At 60.1% G+C, this 21,895-nt stretch carries 15 protein-coding genes; 7 read left to right on the top strand and 8 right to left on the bottom strand.

All coding sequences use genetic code 11. The features are described 5' to 3' along the window. Positions 1-50: 50 nt before the first annotated feature. The 4 genes from ACIGHL_RS07565 to ACIGHL_RS07550 all read right to left on the bottom strand — a co-directional run bounded on the left by ACIGHL_RS07565 (position 51) and on the right by ACIGHL_RS07550 (position 4,551). Positions 51-1,571, bottom strand: a complete 1,521-nt coding sequence (locus tag ACIGHL_RS07565) for a tripartite tricarboxylate transporter permease (RefSeq protein WP_128122003.1) — start codon at positions 1,569-1,571, stop codon at positions 51-53. Positions 1,572-1,580: 9 nt separating this feature from the next. Continuing rightward, positions 1,581-2,069 carry a tripartite tricarboxylate transporter TctB family protein gene (locus tag ACIGHL_RS07560; protein WP_128122002.1) on the bottom strand — a complete coding sequence of 163 codons (489 nt, stop codon included), beginning with the start codon at positions 2,067-2,069 and terminating at the stop codon, positions 1,581-1,583. Between the two features lie 69 nt (positions 2,070-2,138). Next, positions 2,139-3,107, bottom strand: coding sequence for a Bug family tripartite tricarboxylate transporter substrate binding protein (locus ACIGHL_RS07555; RefSeq protein WP_128122001.1), 969 nt, complete (start codon positions 3,105-3,107; stop codon positions 2,139-2,141). 49 nt (positions 3,108-3,156) lie between these two features. After that, the gene (locus ACIGHL_RS07550; protein WP_128122000.1) at positions 3,157-4,551 is read right to left on the bottom strand and encodes an enolase C-terminal domain-like protein; all 1,395 of its coding nucleotides are present in this window, start codon (positions 4,549-4,551) and stop codon (positions 3,157-3,159) included. A gap of 630 nt (positions 4,552-5,181) precedes the next feature. Here ACIGHL_RS07550 and kdgD point away from each other — a divergent pair. The 7 genes from kdgD to ACIGHL_RS07515 all read left to right on the top strand — a co-directional run bounded on the left by kdgD (position 5,182) and on the right by ACIGHL_RS07515 (position 14,436). Further along, a complete protein-coding gene (gene kdgD, locus ACIGHL_RS07545; protein ID WP_128121999.1) occupies positions 5,182-6,093 on the top strand; it encodes a 5-dehydro-4-deoxyglucarate dehydratase in 912 nt (303 codons plus the stop codon). Positions 6,094-6,191: 98 nt separating this feature from the next. After that, the gene (locus ACIGHL_RS07540) at positions 6,192-7,634 is read left to right on the top strand and encodes an aldehyde dehydrogenase family protein (protein WP_128121998.1); all 1,443 of its coding nucleotides are present in this window, start codon (positions 6,192-6,194) and stop codon (positions 7,632-7,634) included. A 121-nt stretch (positions 7,635-7,755) separates the two neighbouring features. Continuing rightward, entirely contained in the window at positions 7,756-9,099 is a 1,344-nt protein-coding gene (gene gudD / locus ACIGHL_RS07535) for a glucarate dehydratase (protein ID WP_128121997.1), read from the top strand. Positions 9,100-9,339: 240 nt separating this feature from the next. Continuing rightward, on the top strand, positions 9,340-10,893 hold the full coding sequence (garD, locus tag ACIGHL_RS07530; protein WP_128122008.1) for a galactarate dehydratase: 1,554 nt from the start codon (positions 9,340-9,342) through the stop codon (positions 10,891-10,893). 62 nt (positions 10,894-10,955) lie between these two features. Next, a complete protein-coding gene (locus ACIGHL_RS07525; RefSeq protein WP_128122007.1) occupies positions 10,956-12,374 on the top strand; it encodes an FAD-binding oxidoreductase in 1,419 nt (472 codons plus the stop codon). A 39-nt stretch (positions 12,375-12,413) separates the two neighbouring features. Further along, a complete protein-coding gene (locus tag ACIGHL_RS07520; protein WP_128121996.1) occupies positions 12,414-13,343 on the top strand; it encodes a 2-hydroxyacid dehydrogenase in 930 nt (309 codons plus the stop codon). A gap of 190 nt (positions 13,344-13,533) precedes the next feature. Continuing rightward, a complete protein-coding gene (locus ACIGHL_RS07515) occupies positions 13,534-14,436 on the top strand; it encodes an aldose 1-epimerase (RefSeq protein ID WP_128121995.1) in 903 nt (300 codons plus the stop codon). 310 nt (positions 14,437-14,746) lie between these two features. Here ACIGHL_RS07515 and ACIGHL_RS07510 read toward each other — a convergent pair whose 3' ends face one another. The 4 genes from ACIGHL_RS07510 to hemN form a co-directional block, all read right to left on the bottom strand. Next, a complete protein-coding gene (locus ACIGHL_RS07510; RefSeq protein ID WP_128121994.1) occupies positions 14,747-16,033 on the bottom strand; it encodes an OprD family porin in 1,287 nt (428 codons plus the stop codon). Positions 16,034-16,346: 313 nt separating this feature from the next. Beyond that, positions 16,347-18,605, bottom strand: coding sequence for an ATP-dependent DNA helicase (locus ACIGHL_RS07505; RefSeq protein WP_128121993.1), 2,259 nt, complete (start codon positions 18,603-18,605; stop codon positions 16,347-16,349). Next, positions 18,602-20,245, bottom strand: coding sequence for a VRR-NUC domain-containing protein (locus ACIGHL_RS07500; RefSeq protein ID WP_128122006.1), 1,644 nt, complete (start codon positions 20,243-20,245; stop codon positions 18,602-18,604). Before ACIGHL_RS07500 ends, ACIGHL_RS07505 begins: the two co-directional genes overlap by 4 nt. A gap of 180 nt (positions 20,246-20,425) precedes the next feature. Next, positions 20,426-21,814: an oxygen-independent coproporphyrinogen III oxidase gene (hemN, locus tag ACIGHL_RS07495; protein WP_064482280.1), complete on the bottom strand. Its 1,389-nt coding sequence runs from the start codon at positions 21,812-21,814 to the stop codon at positions 20,426-20,428. Positions 21,815-21,895: the final 81 nt, after the last annotated feature.

Genomic DNA, 21,895 nt, shown 5'->3' with positions numbered 1-21,895 from the left:
AACCTCTTGAGTACCGCTTAGCCCAGCGTAGCGGGCTAGGCAGCGCTGACTCAGGTTTCCTGCAGCCTGGCCGCAGTATTTTTTCGGCTACGCAGTGCGCTGAACAGGTGCCAGGCCACCGACGCCAGCGCCAGGAACAGGAATGTCGCGGAAATGGGATTGCTGAGAAAGCCCATGAAGTTGCCGTCAGACAACATCAGGCCACGCCGCAGATTCGTTTCAGCCATTGGCCCCAAGATGAAGCCGATAATGAACGGCGCGGCCGGCATCCCTCCCTTGACGAAGCCGTAACCAATCAGGCCGAACAGCAGAATGGTCCATACGTCGAACACCCGGCTGCTCAGACCGAACGCACCCACGACGCAAAGCACAAGGATGATCGGCAGCAGGATGTGCTTGGGCACCGCCAGTAGCTTTATGAAGATGCGCAGGCCGTAGAACTCCAGAACCAGCATCATCACCGAGGCGAGAATCAGCGCGGCGAAGATGGTGTACACCAATGCACCCTGGCTGATGAACAGCAGCGGGCCCGGTTGGATGCCATGGATCATGAAGCCGCCGAGGAGAATCGCGGTCACGGTGTCGCCCGGAATGCCGAGCGTCATCAGCGGAATCATGGCGCTACCGATGCCCGCGTTGTTGGCGGTTTCACTGGCGACGACCCCTTCCACGGCCCCCTTGCCGAACAGCTCGGGATGCTTGGAACGCTTCTTCGCGATGATGTAGGACACGATGTTCGAGGTGCCCGCACCGATGCCCGGCAAGATGCCAATCCCGATACCGATCAGTCCAGAGCGAAACGCGTTGGGAATCTGCCCGAAGAACTCCTTCAGGGAGAAACCAAAGCCTTTCACGCCTTTCATGCTCACCGAGGCGATTTTGCTTTTGTGTGCCGCTCTGCCGGTCTCGGCGATTTTGATCACTTCCGCCACGGCAAACATACCGATCATCACCGTCAGCATGGCGAAACCGCCGTTGAGGTTCGGTGAATCGAATGTGAAGCGGCGGATGGCGTCCACCGGGGCGATGCCCACGGTCGAGAACGCAAAGCCAAGCGTGCCAGCGTATATGCCTTTAAGCAGCGAGCCGGTGGACAGCGTGGCGATCAGCGTCAGTGAAAAGATTGCGATGGAAAAGTATTCATGGGGCCCGAAGCGCAAGGCAATTTTTGCCAGCGAGGGCGCAATGGACATCAGCGCGACGATGCTGAAGATGGTGCCGAGAAAGGAAAACACGACACCGACGCCCAGCGCCTTCAGCCCTTCGCCTTTTTCCATCATCGGGGCGCCGTCGAACGTCGTCGCGATGGAGGCGGGCGTGCCGGGAATCTTCAACAGGATGGCGGAGATCAGGCCGCCGGAGGTCGCGCCGATGAACAAGGCCACCAATAACGACAGGCCCGCAGCAGGGCCCATGGTGTAAGTCAGCGGCAAACACAGCGCGATCGCCATGGTAGCCGAGAGCCCAGGAACCGCACCGAAGACGATGCCCACGGCAACGCCAAGGGTAATCAGGATAAAGATATAGGGCGAGAAAACCGCGCCAAAGCCGGCCTGCAGTAATTCGAACATGGCCGCCTCCTAGATTTTCAGAAAGCCGGTCGGGAGCATCAGATCGAAGCCCTGCCGGAAGGTGAAGAAGATCAAAGCGGAGGTCACCACCGCGATGATGATGTAGGTGATGTGGTTGACCTTCTGCTCGCGCGGTGTGATGACGATGAACTGCGCGTAGAGATAGAGCACGGTCATGATCGGGAAGCCGACCTTTTGCAGCAGGGCAACATAGACCGCGATCAATCCGAGCGTTTTGAATACCGTTGGATAGTCCGGCGGCGTTGCAGCCGATGAGTCAGCATCCGCATCGGGATCAGCGGGAAGCTGGGTTGCCTTGGTCGCGGTCAGCAACTGCAGCGCGCCCAGCAGGCACAGCCCAACGGATAGAACATAGGGAACGGTGGAGGCGTCGATAAAACCTTTGCGCGGAAGATTGATCGTCAGGAACAGGTAGAACAGGCCGGCACCCAGCATCAGGGCTCCGACCAGTAACTCCTTTCTCTTGTAGGTATCCATGGGACTGCTCTCGATTCAGAGGGAAGGCTGCCGGGCGCAGCGGCTACGCCCGGCATCGTGCCGCGGGCGTTACTTGCTCTGACGCAGTTCGTCCTTGTACTTCATGAAGTCTTCGCGGGTGTTCGTCAGGCGGTCGATTGACTGGTTGGTATCGAAATAGCTGACCGGCTGCTTGAAGGTCTTGCGCAGCTCTTCCTCGTACTCAGGCATCTCGGTGATCTGTTTCACGATGCCTGACATCTTCTCGATGATTGCCGGATCAGTACCATCCGGGAACGCCACGATGTAGGGCTTCTCCATGACGAAGTCGACGCCTTGCTCCTTGAACGTCGGCACGTCACCGAGCAGTGGATTGCGCTCCTCGTTGGGCTGGCCCAGGGCAACCATGTCGCCACTGGTCACATAATCCTGCACCGAGCCGTAGCTGATCGCAGCGAGGTCGATACGATTACCCAGCAGGGCGACGACTTTCTCGGAAACTGTGCCAGCGTCGACCATTTTCAGCTTGGTGTCGGTCAGGCCTTCGAACATCAGACCCTGCAGGTGGGAGTAGCTGCCCATCTCGGTGCCGTAGGTGACGCTGCTCGGCTCGGCTTTGGATTTGGAGATCAGGTCTTCTAGCGTCTTCAGGCCTGAGCTTTTCGACGCAACGAACACGGTGCCTTTGTCCACACCCGCGATACAGCAGATATCGAAGGCGTCCAGGCTGTCCTCGGTCAGGCCGGCTACCTCATTGACGATCATCTGTCCGGTATGTGTGAAAAGGATGGTGTTGCCATCCGGATCGGCCTGCTTGACCTGTTCGGCTGCGAGCGTTCCGCCACCGCCAGCGACGTTGGTGATGACCATCGCCTTGCCGGTGAGCTTGGTGAAGTACTTGGCCATGGTGCGGGCGTTGAAGTCGGTGTCGCCGCCAGCGTTGGCGATGACGACGACCTGTACCGGGCGAGTGGGCCATTCGGTTTCAGCAGCAAAGGCGCTGCTGACGGCAGTGGCGAGAAGGGCGGAAACGAGGGAGGCGCTGATAGCTTTTTTCATTGTATGTCTCTCCGGTGGTTGGGGTTGCGGCGCTTCTTTGATCTTCTTGTTAGCGGCCCAGGCTTGGTTGCTTGGGGTCGTACTTCCAGCCAGGGACCAGGTACTGCATGGCCATGGCATCGTCTCGGGCGCCGGTCGCGACCTTGTTGTACAGTTCATGGGCGGCCATGATCCGGTCCATATCCGGTTCGATGCCAAGGCCCGGCTTGTCCGGCACCTGAACCGCGCCGCCAACGATCTGCAGCGGTTCACGGGTCAGACGCTCCTGGCCTTCCTGCCAGATCCAGTGGGTGTCGATGGCCGTGATGTTGCCCGGTGCTGCGGCCGCAGCATGGGTGAACATCGCTAGCGAGACGTCGAAGTGATTGTTCGAATGCGAACCCCAGGTCAGGCCGAACTGCTCGCACATTTGCGCCAGTCGTACCGAACCCTGCATGGTCCAGAAATGTGGATCGGCCAATGGGATGTCGACCGCTTCGAGGCGCAGCGAATGGCCCATCTGACGCCAGTCGGTGGCGACCATGTTGGTGGCGGTGGGAATGCCCGTAGCGCGCTTGAACTCGGCCATGATCTCGCGACCGGAGTAGCCGTTCTCTGCGCCGCACGGGTCTTCTGCGTAGGACAGGATATGGCCTTGGCCTTTGCACAGTTCAACGGCTTCGGCCAGTGACCAGGCCCCATTGGGATCAAGCGTGACGCGGGCATCAGGGAAGCGCGACTTGATGCTGGCAATCGCCTGCATCTCTTCGCTACCACGCATTACACCGCCCTTGAGTTTGAAATCCTTGAAACCGTAGCGCGCGGTAGCGGCCTCAGCCAGCCGGACGATGGAGGCCGGAGTCACCGCTTCCTGATGACGAATGTGGTACCAGTCATCCGCCGAACCGGTACCGGCCAGGTAGGGCAGGTCGGTACGGTTGCGATCTCCTATATAGAAGAGGTACGCCAGCATTGGCACGCTGGTGCGCTGCTGGCCGCTGCCGAGCAGCTCGGCGACCGGCACATCGAGATGTTGACCGAGCAGATCGAGAAGGGCGGCTTCCACCGCTGTGATGACATTGTCCAGGCGCAGATTGATCTCATGCGGCTGCTTGAGGACTGCCGCTTCCGCTTCGGAGGTCACCTCGTGTTGCGTAGCCTGCGGGCCCGTCGCTGACCCGCCAGCAATGCCGCGACGCAATGCGTTGAGTATCCCGTTGTAGCGGCCGATCGGCTGGCCAATAACCAGACCCTTGGTTCGCTCCAAGGCTTGCCTGATGCCTTCGCCACCCGGCACTTCGCCAATACCGCTGCGGCCGGCGCTGTCCTTGAGGATCACCAGATTGCGAGTGAAGTAGGGCGCGTGGGCACCACACAGGTTCAGCAGCATGCTGTCGTAACCCGCAACCGGGATGACTTGCATCTCCCTCACTACTGGTGACGTCGCCGTTCGAGTGTCTTGCATCTGTCGTCTTGCTCCTGATTGTTTTTATGAGCGAATGTAGGTATCAGCGCCTATCGGCGGGACGGGTTCTCTAAAGGTCGATGGCCTGCTCAGGCTGGCGGATCATGATCAACAGACCCGCAACGAAGGGAGGGTTTGGTCGCGGGTGCCGCGGCCTGCAGCGGCTGCGGTCGAAGACAACGGCGCGGTGACGCTGACCGGCCGCCGTGCCGACTACGTTCGATGAATGCACCAGGGTGCGGCAGAGCGGGGAGTTTGCAAGGCGGCATACCGCTGATTGATCCATGGCTTTCAGGCTCTGGTTGTTGTAGATGTCATACGTTGTCGTATGACTTGCTGAGATTTTTATCAGCGCGTTTCATCGTTGTCAAATCGGTGAAACAAACTAATCGGCCCCGTATGACCGGCCGGTCATTTATTTGTTTCAATAGGGTCGAGCCAGATCCACATCGTGGCATTTCATCGGCTAGCTTTGGCAGCGCAAGAAAGAAGCCTGAGACACATGAGGAACGAGACGGCGGGGCAATAATCTTCGATAAAGAGGTAGCGCAGCCATAAGTTGTACGATAACGTATCTCCAAGGCCAAGGCCCTACTTCATCTACTCTTAGCTTCACAGGATGCTCGAACAATGAACCCACAAGAACTGAAGGCCATCCTCTCTTCTGGTTTGCTGTCCTTCCCGGTCACTGACTTTGACCAGCAGGGCGACTTCAGCCGTGCCGGCTACATCAAGCGACTCGAGTGGCTGGCACCTTATGGCGCGACAGCGCTGTTTGCCGCGGGCGGTACGGGCGAGTTCTTCTCGCTGACCCCGCAGGAATACCCGGACATTATCAAGACTGCCGTCGATACCTGTGCCGGTCAGGTGCCCATCCTCGCGGGTGTAGGCGGTCCGACCCGTCAGGCGATCGCCTACGCTCAAGAGGCTGAACGCCTCGGTGCGAAAGGGCTTTTGTTGCTACCGCATTACCTGACCGAAGCGAGCCAGGAAGGCGTCGCTCGGCACGTGGAAGAGGTGTGCAAGTCGGTCAACATCGGCGTCGTGGTCTATAACCGCAACGTCTGCCGCCTGACCGCGCCGCTGCTCGAGCAGCTGACCGAGCGCTGCCCGAACCTGATTGGTTACAAAGATGGCCTAGGCGACATTGAGCTGATGGTTTCCATCCGTCGTCGCCTGGGCGAGCGCCTGACCTACCTTGGCGGCCTGCCGACTGCAGAAGTCTACGCCGCGGCCTACAAAGCGCTGGGCGTACCCGTGTACTCATCGGCCGTCTTCAACTTCGTGCCGAAGTTGGCCATGGACTTCTACGGTGCCATTTCTCGCGATGACCACGAAACCGTCGGCAAGCTGATCGATGATTTCTTCCTGCCTTATCTTGATATCCGCAACCGTTGCAAAGGCTACGCGGTCAGCATCGTCAAGGCTGGCGCGAAGATCGCCGGTTATGACGCCGGCCCCGTCCGCGCACCGCTGACCGACCTGCTTCCGGACGAGTACGAGATGCTCGCCGAGCTGATCAAGAAGCAGGGCGCGCAATAACAGCACGCCCGACCTATCACTCGCCCCACCCGTCGCTTAAAAGGGTGCCCTCGCTTATGTCGAGCACCGGCGGCGGACCTCACGAAGGAGAGCGTTACGTGGCAGACGCACAGCGTTATGACAACTACATCGATGGCCAATGGGTAGCCGGCAAAAACTACCAGGCCAACATCAACCCATCCGACCTGTCGGACGTCATCGGCGAATATGCCCAGGCGGACGCATCACAGGTTGAAACCGCCATCGCCGCGGCACGCAAAGCCTTTCCGGCGTGGGCCACGTTTGGCATCCAGGCGCGTGCCGATGCGCTGGAAAAAGTAGGTCTGGAAATCCTGGCTCGCCGCGAAGAGCTGGGCAAACTGCTGGCTCGTGAAGAAGGCAAGACGCTACCGGAAGCCATCGGTGAAGTGTCCCGTGCCGGCAATATTTTCAAATACTTCGCCGGCGAATGCCTGCGTCAGGCAGGCGAGACGCTGCAGTCGGTACGTCCGGGTGTTAGCGTCGAAGTTACCCGCGAGCCGCTGGGTGTGATCGGCCTGATCACCCCGTGGAATTTCCCGATCGCCATTCCGGCGTGGAAGATTGCTCCAGCGCTCGCCTATGGCAACTGCGTGGTGATCAAGCCTGCCGATCTGGTGCCCGGTTGCGCCTGGGCCATCGCCGAGATCATCTCTCGCGCCGGCTTCCCGGCTGGTGTGTTCAACCTGGTGATGGGCAAGGGCCGGGAAGTCGGCGAAGCCATCGTCAACGACAAGCGCGTCGATGGCGTCAGCTTCACCGGCTCGGTCGGCGTTGGCCGTGGCATCGCGGCGACCTGTGTCGGGCGTCAGGCCAAGGTTCAGCTGGAAATGGGTGGCAAGAATCCACAGATCATTCTGGACGATGCCGACCTCAACACTGCCGTAGAGCTGGCGGCGCAAAGCGCGTTCTACTCCACCGGCCAGCGTTGCACCGCATCCAGCCGCATCATCGTCACCGAAGGCATCTACGACCGTTTCGTCGAGGCCATGATCGAGCGGATCAAGAAGATCAAGGTCGGTTCGGCATTGGAGCAGGGCGTGGACGTCGGCCCGGTGGTATCGCAGGCGCAGCTCGATCAGGACCTGAAGTACATCGAGATCGGCAAGCAAGAGGGCGCACGCCTGGCCTGCGGCGGCGAGCGCGTCAGCTGCGGCACTGAAGGTTACTACCTGGCGCCGACTTTGTTCGTCGACAGCACCGCCGACATGCGCATCAGCCGCGAAGAGATTTTCGGCCCGGTCGCCAACGTGGTGAAAGTCAAGGACTACGACGAAGCGCTGGCCATGGCCAACGACACCGAGTTCGGTCTGTCGGCGGGCATCTGCACCACCTCGTTGAAGTACGCCAATCACTTCAAGCGTCATTCCCAGGCCGGGATGGTGATGGTCAACCTTCCCACCGCTGGCGTGGACTACCACGTGCCGTTCGGCGGTCGCAAAGGCTCGTCCTACGGCCCACGCGAGCAGGGTCGCTACGCCCAGGAGTTCTACACCACGGTGAAGACCACCTACATCGGCTGATCGGCCGAGTCATCCATGACGCGCAATCCGTCCGAGTCGCTCAGCGGCTCGGCGGTTCGCGTCGGCGGCAAACAGATCGCTACACCGCAACGCGGACCATAAGAACAAAAGAGAGACGCATATGAACGATTCTACGAATCAAGGTGCTCCGGTCATCACCGAACTTCGAGTGGTTCCGGTCGCAGGGCAAGACAGCATGCTGCTCAACCTGAGTGGCGCTCATGGTCCGTACTTCACCCGCAACATCCTCATTCTCAAAGACAGCGCCGGCCACACAGGTGTCGGCGAGGTCCCCGGTGGCGAGGCGATCCGCAAGACGCTGGATGACGCTCGCGCCATTCTAATCGGGCAATCGGTCGGCAATTTCAATGGGCTGCTGAACCAGGCGCGCAAAGCATTCGCCGACCGCGACGTCGCGGGCCGCGGCTTGCAGACCTTCGACCTGCGCATCGCCATCCACGCCATCACGGCGATCGAGTCGGCGCTGCTCGATCTGCTCGGCCAGCACCTCAACGTGCCGGTTGCCGCACTGCTTGGCGACGGTCAGCAGCGCAACGAAGTCGAGATGCTCGGCTACCTGTTCTTCATCGCCGATCGCAACAAGACCGACCTCGGCTACCGCGACGAGTCGAAGGCCAGCGATAACTGGTTCCGTGTGCGAAACGAGGAGGCGCTGACTCCGGAGACCGTGGTCCGCCAGGCCGAAGCGGCCTACGAGCGCTACGGCTTCAAGGATTTCAAACTCAAGGGCGGCGTGTTGCCGGGCAGTGAAGAGGTCAAGGCGATTCGTGCGCTGGCCGAGCGCTTCCCCGACGCCCGCATCACCCTTGATCCCAACGGCGCCTGGTCGCTGGCCGAAGCAATCGACCTGTGCAAGGACCTGCACGGCGTGCTGGCTTACGCCGAAGACCCTTGCGGTGCCGAGAACGGCTACTCGGGGCGCGAAGTGATGGCCGAGTTCCGCCGCGCGACCGGTCTGCCGACCGCCACCAACATGATCGCCACCGATTGGCGGCAAATGGGCCACACCGTTCAGCTGCAATCAGTCGATATTCCGCTGGCAGATCCGCACTTCTGGACCATGAGCGGCTCGGTGCGGGTTGCGCAGATGTGCAACGACTGGGGCCTGACTTGGGGCTCGCATTCCAACAACCACTTCGACATTTCGCTGGCCATGTTCACCCACGTGGCCGCTGCCGCGCCGGGCAAGATCACTGCGATCGACACACACTGGATCTGGCAGGACGGCCAATACCTGACCCGCGAGCCGCTGCAGATCGTCGGCGGCAAGGTCGCTGTGCCGGCCAAGGCGGGCCTGGGCGTGGAACTGGATGAAGATGCGCTGCAGAAGGCCCATGAGCTGTACCTGGCCAAAGGCCTGGGCGCTCGCGACGATGCCATCGCCATGCAGTACCTGATTCCGGATTGGACGTTCAACAACAAGAAGCCGTGCATGGTGCGCTGATTTGGCTGAAACAGTCGTAGCGTAGGTTTCAGCCCCCAGGGTGCCTGATAGGGAGCGGTTTGGTGGGCTAAAGCCCACCCTACGAAAAAGCCGCACTGTGCGCCGAACGAAACCGTGGAACCGACTCAGCAGCGTAGGGTGGGCTTCAGCCCACCAGCGTGCCTGAGTCCGTTTGGAATATTGCGCCGACCGCTCAACAACAATAACCGGGCCTGACCGGAGACCGATATGAACGAAACCGTGGAACTGATTCAGCATCAAGATTCGCCTCGTTGCATTCGCTTGAACGAAGCGGACAACGTGGCGGTGGTGGTCAACGATGGCGGTGTGCCGACCGGTGCTCGGTTCCAGGACGGATTGGTCACGGTTGAATCCGTACCGCAGAGCCATAAGGTCGCATTGGTCGACATCGCCATCGACCAACCTGTGCGCCGGTACGGGCAGATCATCGGCTACGCGCTGGAACCCATCGCACGCGGCTCATGGGTCAAAGAGACCCAGCTGCGAATGCCATCCGCGCCGCCGCTCGACAGTCTTCCCATGTCCGACGCAGTGCCAGCAAGACTCGAACCGCTCGAAGGTCATACCTTCGAGGGTTACCGCAACGCAGATGGCACGGTTGGTACACGCAATATTCTCGGCATCACCACCACCGTTCAATGCGTGACGGGCGTGCTCGATCACGCTGTTGCCCGCATTCGTAAAGAGCTTCTGCCGAAGTACCCGAACGTCGATGACGTGGTCGCGCTGACCCACAGCTACGGTTGCGGCGTGGCGATCAATGCCAAGGACGCTTACATCCCGATCCGTACCGTGCGCAACCTGGCGCGCAACCCCAACCTCGGCGGCGAAGCGCTGGTCATCAGCCTTGGTTGCGAGAAGCTGCAAGCCGAGCAAGTGATGCACGAGGGCGATGCTTCGGTCGATCTCAGCGAACCCTGGCTGTACCGTTTGCAGGACTCCAATACCGGTTTCGGCGAGATGATCGAGCAGATCATGGCGCTGGCCGAGTCGCGTCTGCAAAAGCTCAACCGCCGCCAGCGCGAGACTGTACCGGCGTCAGAATTGATTCTGGGCATGCAATGCGGCGGCAGCGATGCCTTCTCCGGTATCACCGCCAATCCGGCCCTTGGCTATGCCTCGGATCTGCTGATCCGCGCCGGCGCTACGGTGATGTTCTCGGAAGTCACTGAAGTACGCGATGCGATCTACATGCTCACGTCGCGTGCTGAGACACCGGAAGTGGCCCAAGCCCTGGTGCGCGAGATGGACTGGTACGACCAGTACCTGGAGCGCGGCGCAGCCGATCGCAGCGCCAATACCACGCCGGGTAACAAGAAAGGCGGGTTGTCCAACATTGTCGAGAAGTCCCTTGGCTCCATCGTCAAATCCGGCAGCAGTGCGATCAACGGCGTACTCGGCCCAGGCGAGCGGTTCAGCAGCAAAGGCCTGATCTACTGCGCAACGCCGGCCAGCGACTTTGTCTGCGGCACCTTGCAGTTGGCGGCCGGCATGAACCTGCATGTGTTCACCACCGGGCGCGGCACCCCATACGGTCTGGCCATGGCACCGGTCGTGAAAGTCTCTACCCGCACCGAGCTGGCCGAGCGCTGGCCTGACCTGATTGACGTGGATGCCGGGCGTATCGCCACTGGCCGATCCAGCATCGAGGAGCTGGGTTGGGAGCTGTTCCACTACTACCTGGACGTCGCCAGTGGGCGCAAGAAGACCTGGGCCGAGCAGCACCAGATCCACAACGACATCACCTTGTTCAACCCGGCACCGATCACCTGAAGCCAGCTATGTCAGCGCATCGACGCGGTGCGCTGTTCCTTGATCAGTCGCAGGAGAACGAGATGAGTGCGCTGCCGGATAACTTCATCCGCGAGATCGAAGCAGTCGTCGGTGCCGTCGGCATGGTCTGTGATGCCGAACGCATGCAGAGCTACCTGAGCGATTGGCGGAATGCCTACCGCGGTGAAGCCGCACTGGTGGTGCGTCCGGCCAGCACCGAAGAGGTAGCCGCTGTAGTGCGGCTGTGCAACCAATACGACATTGCGCTGGTACCGCAAGGGGGCAATACCGGGCTGTGTGGCGGTTCGATTCCGGACGCCAGTGGCACTCAAGTGGTGCTGTCGCTGACGCGAATGACCGGCATCCGCGAAGTCGATACCGAAAACGAGACCATTACTGTCGAGGCCGGAGCCATCCTGCAGGCTGTACAAGAGGCCGCCGCTGAAGTGGGGCGGCTGTTCCCTTTGTCCCTCGGCGCGGAAGGCAGTTGCACCGTGGGCGGTAATCTCGCAACCAACGCCGGCGGAACCGCCGTGCTGCGTTACGGCAACATGCGCGACCTCACGCTGGGCCTGGAAGTGGTGCTGCCGGACGGGCAGATCTGGAATGGCCTACGCGGACTGCGCAAGGACAATACAGGGTACGACCTCAAACACCTGTTCATCGGCTCGGAAGGCACACTCGGCATCATCACCGCAGCCGTGCTGAAGCTATATCCTGCGGTGCGCAGCGTGACGACGGCCTGGGTTGCATTACCCAGCGCGCATGCAGCGGTGCAGCTGATCGGCATCATCCGTAGTTTATGTGGCGATCGACTGACCGGGTTCGAGCTGATGTCGCGGCAAAGCGTTGATTTCGTGCTGCGTCACGTCGGCGCTTGCTCCGATCCCTTCTCCGAAACTCATCCCTGGTATGTGCTGATCGAACTGAGCGACACCCAACCTGATGCGCCGCTCAACGAGCTGCTTGAACAGGGGATCGGCGAAGCCCTGGAGCGTGGCGTGGTGACCGATGCTGTGCTGGCCAGCAGCGAGGCGCAGGTCGCGGCGTTGTGGGCGATGCGTGAGGGGATTTCCGAGGCGCAGAACCATGAAGGTCCAAGTCTCAAACATGACATCAGCGTGCCGGTGAGCTGCATTCCCGCGTTCATTCAGACGACCGATCAGCGCTTGCTCGACCAGTTTCCGGGCGTGCGCATCGTCGCTTATGGCCATGTCGGTGATGGGAACCTTCACTACAACGTCAGCAAGCCGGTCGGATCTGACGATACGGCCTTCAAGGCGCAGCAAGACGCGATCATGCACGTCATCTACGAGGCCACTACTGGGTTTCAGGGCAGTATCAGCGCAGAGCATGGGCTGGGTCAGGCCAAGCGCGCCGCAGCCAAGCACTACAAGGACCCGCTTGAATTGGCGCTGATGCGCGCGATCAAGACAACGCTTGATCCCAAAGGCCTGATGAACCCCGGCAAGGTGCTCTGACATCGACTCCACGCGTTCCCACTTTTCGAGGTAATCACCGTGACCTGCATACTCCAGATCGGCCCCCTGACTGAACGTTTCAACCGTCGCCTAGCCGCGGAGCATGAGGTGTTGCGTTTCTGGGAGGAGGGTGCCGATGCGTTGGTTAACCAGCATGCTCAGCGCATTGATGTCGTGGTGACCTCTGGTCGTTTCGGCTGCACGGCAGAGCTAATCGAGCGCCTGCCCAACCTGCAAGCGATCATCAGTTTCGGCGTCGGCTACGACGCCATCGACGTGGCGGCAGCGCGCGCACGCAACATCCCGGTGAGCAATACGCCGGACGTGCTCAACGATTGCGTGGCGGACTTGGCCTTTGGGCTGATTATCGACAGTGCCAGGCAAATGTCCCGTGCCGACCGTTTCGTACGCGCCGGCGAGTGGCCCTCCGGCGGCCTGCCGCTTGCGAAGCAGGTGAGCGGGAAACGACTGGGCATCGTCGGCATGGGGCGCATTGGTGAAACGGTGGCCAAGCGCTCCAGCGGTTTTGATATGCAGGTGCGCTACCACAACCGTCGACCGGTAGAGGGCAGTGCCTATGGCTATGAATCCAATCTCGTCGAGTTGGCGCAGTGGAGCGACTTTCTCGTTCTGACCTGTCCTGGTGGCGAGAGCACCCGCAACCTCATCAATCGAGGCGTCCTCGAGGCGCTTGGGCCGAAAGGCATTTTGATCAACGTTGCCCGCGGCTCGGTGGTGGACGAACCGGCATTGATCGAGGCGCTGACTGAAGGACGGCTGGGCGGCGCGGGTCTCGACGTTTATGCCCAGGAGCCCAACGTACCTCAAGCCCTTATCGATCTGCCGAATGTCGTGCTGCTGCCGCACATCGGCAGCGCCACCGAGGAAACTCGACTGGCTATGGAAGAATCGCTGTTGGCCAATCTGCGCGAGTTTTTCGAACGCGGCGAGGTGCTGACGGCTGTCTGAGCGCACACACCCGTGCGCTTCAGATGATAGGCGGCCTCGGTCGCCGATGACCCTGGCCAAAAGCCTGGGTCAGATAACTTCAGAGCAACATCATTAGGGCGCCGAACGTCGCGAGCCACAAGCACGCAGCCGTGAGGCGCCATTTCAATTCAAGTCCGCGAGCGATTCGGCTCGCCTAAGAGGCCGTGCGATGCCTGAATTTCAACCGAATCTGACCGAGGTCGAGCTTCTGCGCGGCCCGCTGAGACTGTCGGTGTGCCCCGGGCTGGGCGGTGCAATCACTCAACTGAGTATCGATGGCATCGATCTGCTGCGCCCTTGGGACGGCACGGACAGCGTGCGGCGGACGGGCTGCTTCGTCCTTGCGCCTTTCTCCAATCGAGTCGGCGATGCCGCCTTCGAGCATGACGGTCAGCGCTACCCGTTGCGCAGCCTATCTGTTGAACATCCTTTACCGATTCACGGCGTCGCCTGGAAGCGTGCGTGGACGATAACGGAGCAAAGCCCGACCAGTCTTTGCCTGACGCTCACTCATCGGCCCGAGGGGGAGGGCGTGCTTGACTGGCCGTTCGCGTTCGAACTCGAGCATCAGATCAAACTCGACGATGACGGCGTTGCGCTGCAACTGACGCTGCGCAACATCGACAACCGCTCGATGCCCGCCGGGCTTGGCTGGCATCCGTATTTCCTCCGACAGGACGCTTGTTGGTTGCGGTTCGGTGCGAGTTCAGTCTGGCGCAACGACCCCCGAAACCTGCCATCACAGAAGACGCCCATCCCAACGGAATGGGACTTTTCGACGGAAGCACCGCTGCAGGAACCCGGCCTGGACAACTGCTTCGTTGGGCGTACCGGGCCCGTTACCATTCACTGGCCGAACGAAGGAATGCAGCTAACCATGCACCCCAGCGAGGCACTTGATCATCTAGTCGTGTTTACGCCGCCGGCAGAGATGGGCTTTTTTGCGGTCGAGCCGGTTTCGCATGCCAACAATGCCCTTTGCATGGACGATCCGACCGTGAACGGCATTCGTACACTCGACCCCGGCGAAACCATGCAGGTCAGTTGCAGGTTTTCGATAGCGCGCGCCTGATCCGCCGGCACCTGAATCACTCTTCCAAACGCTGGCTGAGCAACAGCTCTTCATTGCCGCACGGGATAGCGAGCGTAGGTAGCTGGCAGGCGCTCAAGGGCCAGGGCTCGCCATTCTCACCTTTGCAGCCTCGCGCTTCCTGCGTTACATAACATAAAAGGGCGGTGTGACCCGCCGGCTAACATCCCAACTGTTGGCCTTCTAACGCTTGACTACGGCGTTCGGCAGTCAAAAAAAAGCCCGTCACAAAGACGGGCGAAAGTTTCCGCAACAGGAGCGAGGAGTGTTGCGTCCAGCGTTGTGGTGACGCTTAGAGAATCGAGATCGGGTAGTTAATGATCAGACGATTCTCGTCGAACTCATTCGTACTGAACGAGCTGTCACGACGCATGCTGGAGTTGCGCCACTTGATGTTCAGGTTCTTCAATGCACCGCTCTGTACGGTGTAAGCCAGTTCCGACTCGCGACCCCATTCCTTGCCTTCATCACCACTTGCAGTCGTGATGTTGTCACCGCTGATGTAGCGGTTCATCAGGACCAAGCCAGGGATACCCACGCCAGCGAAGTTGTAGTCATGGCGGAGCTGCCATGAACGCTCGTCCGCTGCATCGTAGGCGGAGTTGAAGCTGTCGTTTGCGACAGAGGCACCGCCGGTACCATTGACACGCATCCATTGATTGCCGCTGACTTTCTGCAAGCCGACATAGAAAGTGTTGGCACCGGCTTGCAGGCCAAACAGACCGGAATAGGTCTTGTTGTCCAGGTCGCCCGCCAGGGCGCTGCCTTCGTCCTTGCCGGTGAAGTAGCCCAGATTTGCGGTAAGTGCCATGTCTTCGCCTAACGGCTGGACGTGCAGCAGCTGAGCGTAACTCTGCTGGTAGATGTCTTCGAGACGGCCGTGCCACAGACCGACCTTGGTCTTTTCATTGAAGGTGTATTCACCGCCGATGAAGTTGAAACGGTCCGACGTGGCGGTAATTCCGTTCAGGCCATCTTTGTAGACCATGTCTTCCATGCTCGCGTCGTCGCGCGTGCTGTTCTGGCGCATCTGACCACCGAACAGGGACAGGTTGCTGATCTCTCTCGACGAGATCATGCCACCTTGGAAGGTTTGCGGCAGCGAGCGGCCGTCATCGGCACGCAGCACCGGCACAACGACCTGCCATTCACCGACACGCAACTCGGTTTCCGACATCTTTGCCTTGGCGGCTACCGCTATCCGGCCGAAGTCATCTGCAGGATGGCGATCAGCACCAGCACCGTGAGTCGGAAGCAGACCTGTACCGTAGGTGCCGCCACCGCCGTCGAGCTTGACTGCCAGGCCCGCAAGCACATCGACGCCAAACCCGACAGGTCCAGGCGTATAGCCGGACTGAGCATTCAGAATGAAGCTCTGGGTCCATTCTTCAGCCTTGTTCTGGCCGCCGTTATAGGCCGGGTCGACAAAATTACGATTAATGTAGAAGTTACGAGCGTTCAGCGTGACTTTGCTGCCTTCGACAAAGCCATCCGCAGCGTGAGCAACGGCAGGAATGCCAAGTGCCAGCGACAGAGTGCCTGCAAAAACGGCGGCAGACAGAGGATTGCGTGGGGTCATTGTTGTTGTGCTCCCTTTTTTAAGTAGTCCACCCCGTGCGGCCAGAGCCCAAGACGAGGGGGGTGTAGCGTGGCCGCAGATAAAGCGACGCTTGCCGAAACAACAAATACGTTATCAGTTGTCATACGACGTATCGGATTATGGCCGCCGAACATGGCTTGTCAATCCAATTTGTAAAGAATTGTTAGGGTCTTCGACTTTCGTCTAGTGCCGTTTCAAAGGGGTTGGCTGGGTAAGATCTGGCAAAGCCCTGGATCGAATAGCTCAGCCGTTGGAGCGCAGGGAGATGTGACGACTTGGAAAATCGATGAGGCTAACTCGGAGATCCCCACCAAGTAGGCAGCAGTCGTCTGATCTCTCGTCTACCGAAGCGGTCGTCGATCAAGTGAACAACGCCGACGTCTCCGGTTGTACGAATGACCCGGCCGGCGGCCTGCACCACCTTCTGCAACCCGGGATAGAGGTAGGTGTAGTCGTAGCCCGTGCCGAACAAATGATCCATCCGCATCTTCATCTGCTCATTGACGGGATTGACCTGCGGTAGGCCCAGCGTGGCAACAAAGGCACCAATCAGCCGCTTACCCGGCAGGTCGATGCCCTCGGAAAAAGCACCGCCCAGCACGGCGAAACCAATACCGCAGCTCTCATCCGTGAAACGCGCAAGAAAGGCGTTGCGCGCCCCTTCATCCATGCTTCGCGTCTGCTCCCAGTAGGGCAGCTCAGGGTGTTGAACACGGAGGAGGCTAGTGACCTGCTGTAAGTAGTCAAAGCTGCTGAAGAACGCCAGGTAGTTGCCAGGGCGCGTCTGATACTGCTGGGCAAGCAGGTCGACGACGGCTTGAAGCGAGGCGCTGCGATGCTGGTAGCGAGTGGAGATGTGCTGTGCAAGGCGTATCTGCAACTGCTCCGCGCGAAACGGAGATTCGACGTCGACCCATACCCGGTTGGCCGGCACGCCGAGGGTGTCGGCGTAAAAGCGCTGCGGTGTCAGGGTCGCGGAAAACAGTACGCAGGAGCGGGTCTCACGAATGCGGGAGGCCAGGAAGGGGGCGGGAATCACGTTGCGCAAGCAAAGGACAGATGCTTTGGCATTGCTGCGGCTGTGCGCTGGCAGCAGCGTGCAGTCGATCAGTGAATGGTCGCCGAACAGCTCTGCCAGTTTGCAGAATTGCATAGCGTCGAAATAGGCCGACTGCAACGCCGAGTCTACCCCCGCAGGGTTCTCGCCGAGGTAGTCGGTGATTGCGCTTACGGCTTGCTGAAGCGCGTTGATGAGCACCTGCGGCAGCCCTGGCAGAACCTGATAGGCGTCTGCCTGCAGGCGGTGCACATCGCCCCAGCACCGTAGCACGCGTTCGATCGGCTTCTTCAACACGGCCGGAAGAGTTTTTCGTAAACCCTTGAAAGCAAGCAGATTAAGTTCGGCGCTGTACATCGATCTGCCGCGTTCGAGCAGATTGTGCGCCTCGTCCACCAACACCCCGATGCGCCACTGGTTGAGCAACGCCAGGCTGTAGAGCAGAGCGCTCAGGTCGAAATAGTAGTTGTAGTCACCCACCACCACGTCGGCCCAGCGGGCCATTTCCTGGCTCAGATAGTAGGGACACACTTGATGCGCCAAGGCCACCTCGCGCAGTGTCGCCTGATCGAGAAACGGGCGAGTAATGGCCCCGTCGCGTGCGGCCGGGAGTCGGTCGTAGAAGCCGCGAGCGAGCGGGCAGGATTCACCGTGACAAGCCTTGTCCGGGTGCTCACACGCTTTGTCGCGCGCGATCAGTTCCAACACTCGCAGAGGTTTTTGCTGGCCCGCTAGGCTGTCGAGTGCATTCAACGCCAGCTGCCGCCCCGAGGTTTTAGCGGTGAGGAAATACAGCTTGTCGAGCTGCTGGCCGGGCATGGCCTTCAATTGCGGAAATAGGGTAGCCAGGGTCTTGCCAATACCAGTCGGTGCCTGAGCCATCAGGTGGGTACCGGTGCAAGCGGCCTTGTATACCGCTTCGGCCAGTTGCCGCTGGCCGCTGCGAAATTCACCGTAGGGGAACGTCAGGCTTCGCAGCGCCTGGTCACGCTCGGCTCGGTGGGCCAGTTCCTGATCAGCCCAAGCGATGAAGTATTGACATTGGGTTTCGAAAAAAGCCCGAAGGTGTTCGGCGGTACAGGTTTCGACCAGCAGGGTTTCCTTTTGGCTGACCACATCGAAATACACCAGCGCGATCTCCAGCGACTCCAACGTGCGTGCTTCGCAGAGCAGCCAGCCGTAGACCTTGGCTTGCGCCCAGTGTAGGTAACGGTGATTGGCCGGCTGCCGGGCGAGGTCGCCGCGGTAGGTCTTGATCTCCTCCAGTCGGTTCTTCGTTGAGTCATAACCGTCCGCACGGCCGCGAACGGTGAGGTTGTGATAGCTGGCTTCGAGCGTGACTTCTCGCTCGTAGCCATCTCCGCGCCGCGACGTGACCGTAGCGTGTCCGGCCATGCCTTCCAGCGCGGTAGGCGAGGGCGTGAAACGGAGATCCAGATCGCCTTGTTTTGCGGTGAATTCGCACAACGCACGGACTGCGACCCGATAACTCAAGGTGCGGCCTCCGACCACTGAACGTAGCACACCGCGATCGGCACCTGATGACGCAACGCAAAGTCGATCCAGCGCTTCTGATTGTCCTGCAACCGGTCGCCTGGTCCTTTTACTTCGATTAATCGATAACGCTGCTCGCCTGGCCAGAGCTGAACGAGGTCTGGCAGGCCGCTACGATGGTTGGGTACGTCTTGCAGGATTCGCTGAAAAAAAGCATGCAGATGCTCGGCAGGGATGCACGCCAGTGCCAGCTCCAGCAACGCCTCGTCGAACAGGCCCCAGCTGACGAAGTGCGACTGCAGCCCGAACTTCTCCCTGAACACGCGGCGGATGCAGTCACGGTACTCGCCAGTGCCGAGCCTGCTCAGACACTCGTCGAACAATCCTGCCCGGCGAGCATGGAAGTCAGGTCGCGCGAGATCGGCCGGGCCAGCGTGAAACGGGTGAAAGAACGCACCGGGCAACGGCGCAAAGATGACATCCCAACAGAGCAGGCCAAGCAGCGAATTGATCAGCGCGTTTTCAACGTAGTAAACCGGCGCATCGCTTCGGGTGAGGTGTTCACGCACGGCCTGTTCGACGCTCATTCCCTCGGGCCGAGGCAGGGTCAGATCTATGCGCTCTGGTTGTGTGAGGTTCACACCGCGCGTGATGGGTTCGCCCAGGGTTCGCATCAGGCGCGGCAGGATGCGTTGCAGCTGCTGGGCTTCGTGCTCGCTTTCAGGTGCAGCTTGCGCCGTCAGCGCCAGTCGCATCGCGGCCTCTGGTTGACCGCAACGCTCCAACACGCGGATAGCACGTTCGCGAGCGCCCGGGTAGTGGTTGGCTGCATGCAGGCGCAGCGCCAAGGGCAAATCACCATTGCGCTCGCACTGCCTGGCGATGCTCAGCAGCAGCTTGCCGCGGCGATTTTCCAGCCATTCGTTGGCATACGCTGTCGATGGAATGTCCTGCAGGACGGCTTCAGCGGCGTCACCCGCCTCGAAGCGTTCACGGCAGCGATGCAGATGCAGGTAGGCATCGACATCGGCGCGTTCATGGAAGGCTCGTGAAGCGGGGGAGAAGGCGACTCGCTCGTAACGAAAAATACCCAGGTCGGCGAGAACGAACTCGGACCAATCTTGATGGATGTTGCCGAAGAACATCAGCCGCAAACGGTCGCACAGATCGCCAATGGTCAGCGCAAATGCTGCATCGTCAAAACCTTCACACCAACTGGCGAAAGGCTTTGGCTGGGAGTGCTCGGCCAGCATGGCCTGGAGCAAATCGGCCTTGCGCTGGCCGTTGGTTGCAACATTGCCGCATACACGAAGCAATTCGTCTTTTTTCAACAAACCGAATAGCTGAGCCACATCCAGCATTGGATTAGTCTCGACCCAGCCGTGCTCGATGAGTGCAACGGATGCCTGCATCGTGCAGCCAATCTCTGTGTAGCGCAGCTTGCTGGCACGAAACAGCGTGCCCTTGCGCATCACCATGCGCACCAGCAAGGCCTGCGACGCTTGTGGAACCTGGTGGAAACGGTCGAGAAACGCGCGTTCGTGATCGTGCAGCAGATCACCGTGGCGCTCACCAACCCAGGCGAGCACTTGGCGAAAGTTGTCGAGGTAATAGAAGGGGTTTTCCAGCGCCTGGCGCATCGAACGTCCGGTTCGGTCGAGCATGGGCACAGCGGCCCACAAAGCTGTGTATTTATACAGTTGCCGCGGGTTTTGGCAATGCCTGAACGATCAGCGGTGACGGACCGTAGGCTCGGGAGTGCGCCTTGAAGTAGCGGCGCTCAACCCAACCGTTGGCCGGCTGGGTGAGCGCAATGAGGATCAAACGGTGCGGGAAAAACGGCCGCGCTGTTCACCGCCCAGGTAGGCATCGAAGGCCATGGCGACGTTGCGCAACATCAATTGACCCTGGGGCAGCAACACAAGGGCGTCGTCGTTGATTTCCACCAGCCCATCGGCGATATGCTCATCCAGCTTGGCCAGTGAATCGGCGAAGTACGCCTTGAAGTCGATGCCGTAGCGCTGTTCGATTTCGGCGTAATCGATGCGTCCATGGCACATCAACGAAACGATCACGTCACGGCGCAAGCGGTCGTCTTCACTGAGCTGGTAGCCACGGTGCACCGGTAACATGCCTTCGTTCAGCCGTGCGTAATACTGCGAAAGCTCCTTCACGTTCTGGCTGTAACTGTTGCCGACCTTGCCGATGGACGAAATGCCGAGGCCGATCAGGTCGCAATCGGCGTGGGTCGAGTAGCCCTGGAAGTTACGTTGCAGCGTGCCGTTGGCGCGAGCGAGGGTCAGTTCGTCGTCTGGCAGGGAGAAGTGGTCCATGCCTATATAGACGTAGCCCGCATCGGTCAGTCTTTGAATGGTCAGTTCCAACAGCTCCAGCTTTCGCTCGGGCGGCGGCATATCCTCCGGGCGAATCAGCTTCTGCGCCCGGACCAGATCTGGCAGATGCGCATAGCTATAGGCCGCGATGCGATCCGGGCGGATGTCGATGATCTTGTCCAATGTAACGCCGAAGCTTTCCACGGTCTGCAGAGGCAGACCGTAGATCAAATCAACACTGATCGACTTGAAATGGGCATCCCGTGCGGCCTGAACCAATTCTCGGGTCTGTTCCTCGGTCTGGATGCGGTTGACTGCGATCTGCACCTGTTCGTCGAAGTCCTGCACGCCGAAGCTCAAGCGGTTGAAGCCCAGCTCGCGCAGTTGATGAATCTGAGCGGGGGTAACGGTGCGCGGGTCGACCTCCAGCGAAAATTCGTGATTGTCGCTGTCGTCCATGTTGAAGGCGTCGTGCAGTGTCGCCATCAGATCAGCCAGCTGTTCGCTGGTGAGGTAGGTCGGTGTACCGCCGCCGAGATGCAGCTGAGTCAGCTTGCGCGAGCGGTCGAACAGCGAGGCCTGCATCTTGATCTCGCGCTTGAGGTAGTCGAGGTATTCGACGGCACGATCGGTCTTGTGGGTAATGATTTTGTTACAGGCGCAGTAGTAGCAAAGGCTTTTGCAAAACGGGATATGGATGTACACCGACAGCGGCTTGGGCTCCGCCGCCACGTTGGTCGCCTGCGCGGCACTGCGGTAGTCGTCCATGGCAAAGGCCTGATGGAACTGGGGAGCAGTGGGGTAGGACGTGTAGCGAGGACCGGGGCGGTCATATTTTTCGACCAGGGCGCGGTTAAAGCTCGGCGTTTGGTCCATGTAGGGTTTCACCTTGATTGCATGATTATGAGTGGCTGGGTCGGGCAGTGCCGTCCGCAGCCTGCGACATCTTGGCGCGAA

Origin of the sequence: Pseudomonas sp. NPDC077451, assembly GCF_044543345.1 — a bacterium.
Lineage (GTDB): Bacteria > Pseudomonadota > Gammaproteobacteria > Pseudomonadales > Pseudomonadaceae > Stutzerimonas.
Note: the sequence above shows the minus strand (reverse complement) of the source record. Positions and strands in the feature narration are given on the sequence as shown.

Excerpts from the sequence above, each read along its gene's own strand:
- ACIGHL_RS07510 (WP_128121994.1), bottom strand. The coding sequence starts at position 16,033 with ATGACCCCACGCAATCCTCTGTCTGCCGCCGTTTTTGCAGGCACTCTG.
- ACIGHL_RS07565 (WP_128122003.1), bottom strand. The coding sequence starts at position 1,571 with ATGTTCGAATTACTGCAGGCCGGCTTTGGCGCGGTTTTCTCGCCCTAT.
- kdgD (WP_128121999.1), top strand. The coding sequence starts at position 5,182 with ATGAACCCACAAGAACTGAAGGCCATCCTCTCTTCTGGTTTGCTGTCC.
- gudD (WP_128121997.1), top strand. The coding sequence starts at position 7,756 with ATGAACGATTCTACGAATCAAGGTGCTCCGGTCATCACCGAACTTCGA.
- ACIGHL_RS07550 (WP_128122000.1), bottom strand. The coding sequence starts at position 4,551 with ATGCAAGACACTCGAACGGCGACGTCACCAGTAGTGAGGGAGATGCAA.
- ACIGHL_RS07555 (WP_128122001.1), bottom strand. The coding sequence starts at position 3,107 with ATGAAAAAAGCTATCAGCGCCTCCCTCGTTTCCGCCCTTCTCGCCACT.
- ACIGHL_RS07525 (WP_128122007.1), top strand. The coding sequence starts at position 10,956 with ATGAGTGCGCTGCCGGATAACTTCATCCGCGAGATCGAAGCAGTCGTC.
- ACIGHL_RS07560 (WP_128122002.1), bottom strand. The coding sequence starts at position 2,069 with ATGGATACCTACAAGAGAAAGGAGTTACTGGTCGGAGCCCTGATGCTG.
- hemN (WP_064482280.1), bottom strand. The coding sequence starts at position 21,814 with ATGGACCAAACGCCGAGCTTTAACCGCGCCCTGGTCGAAAAATATGAC.
- ACIGHL_RS07500 (WP_128122006.1), bottom strand. The coding sequence starts at position 20,245 with ATGCGCCAGGCGCTGGAAAACCCCTTCTATTACCTCGACAACTTTCGC.
- ACIGHL_RS07515 (WP_128121995.1), top strand. The coding sequence starts at position 13,534 with ATGCCTGAATTTCAACCGAATCTGACCGAGGTCGAGCTTCTGCGCGGC.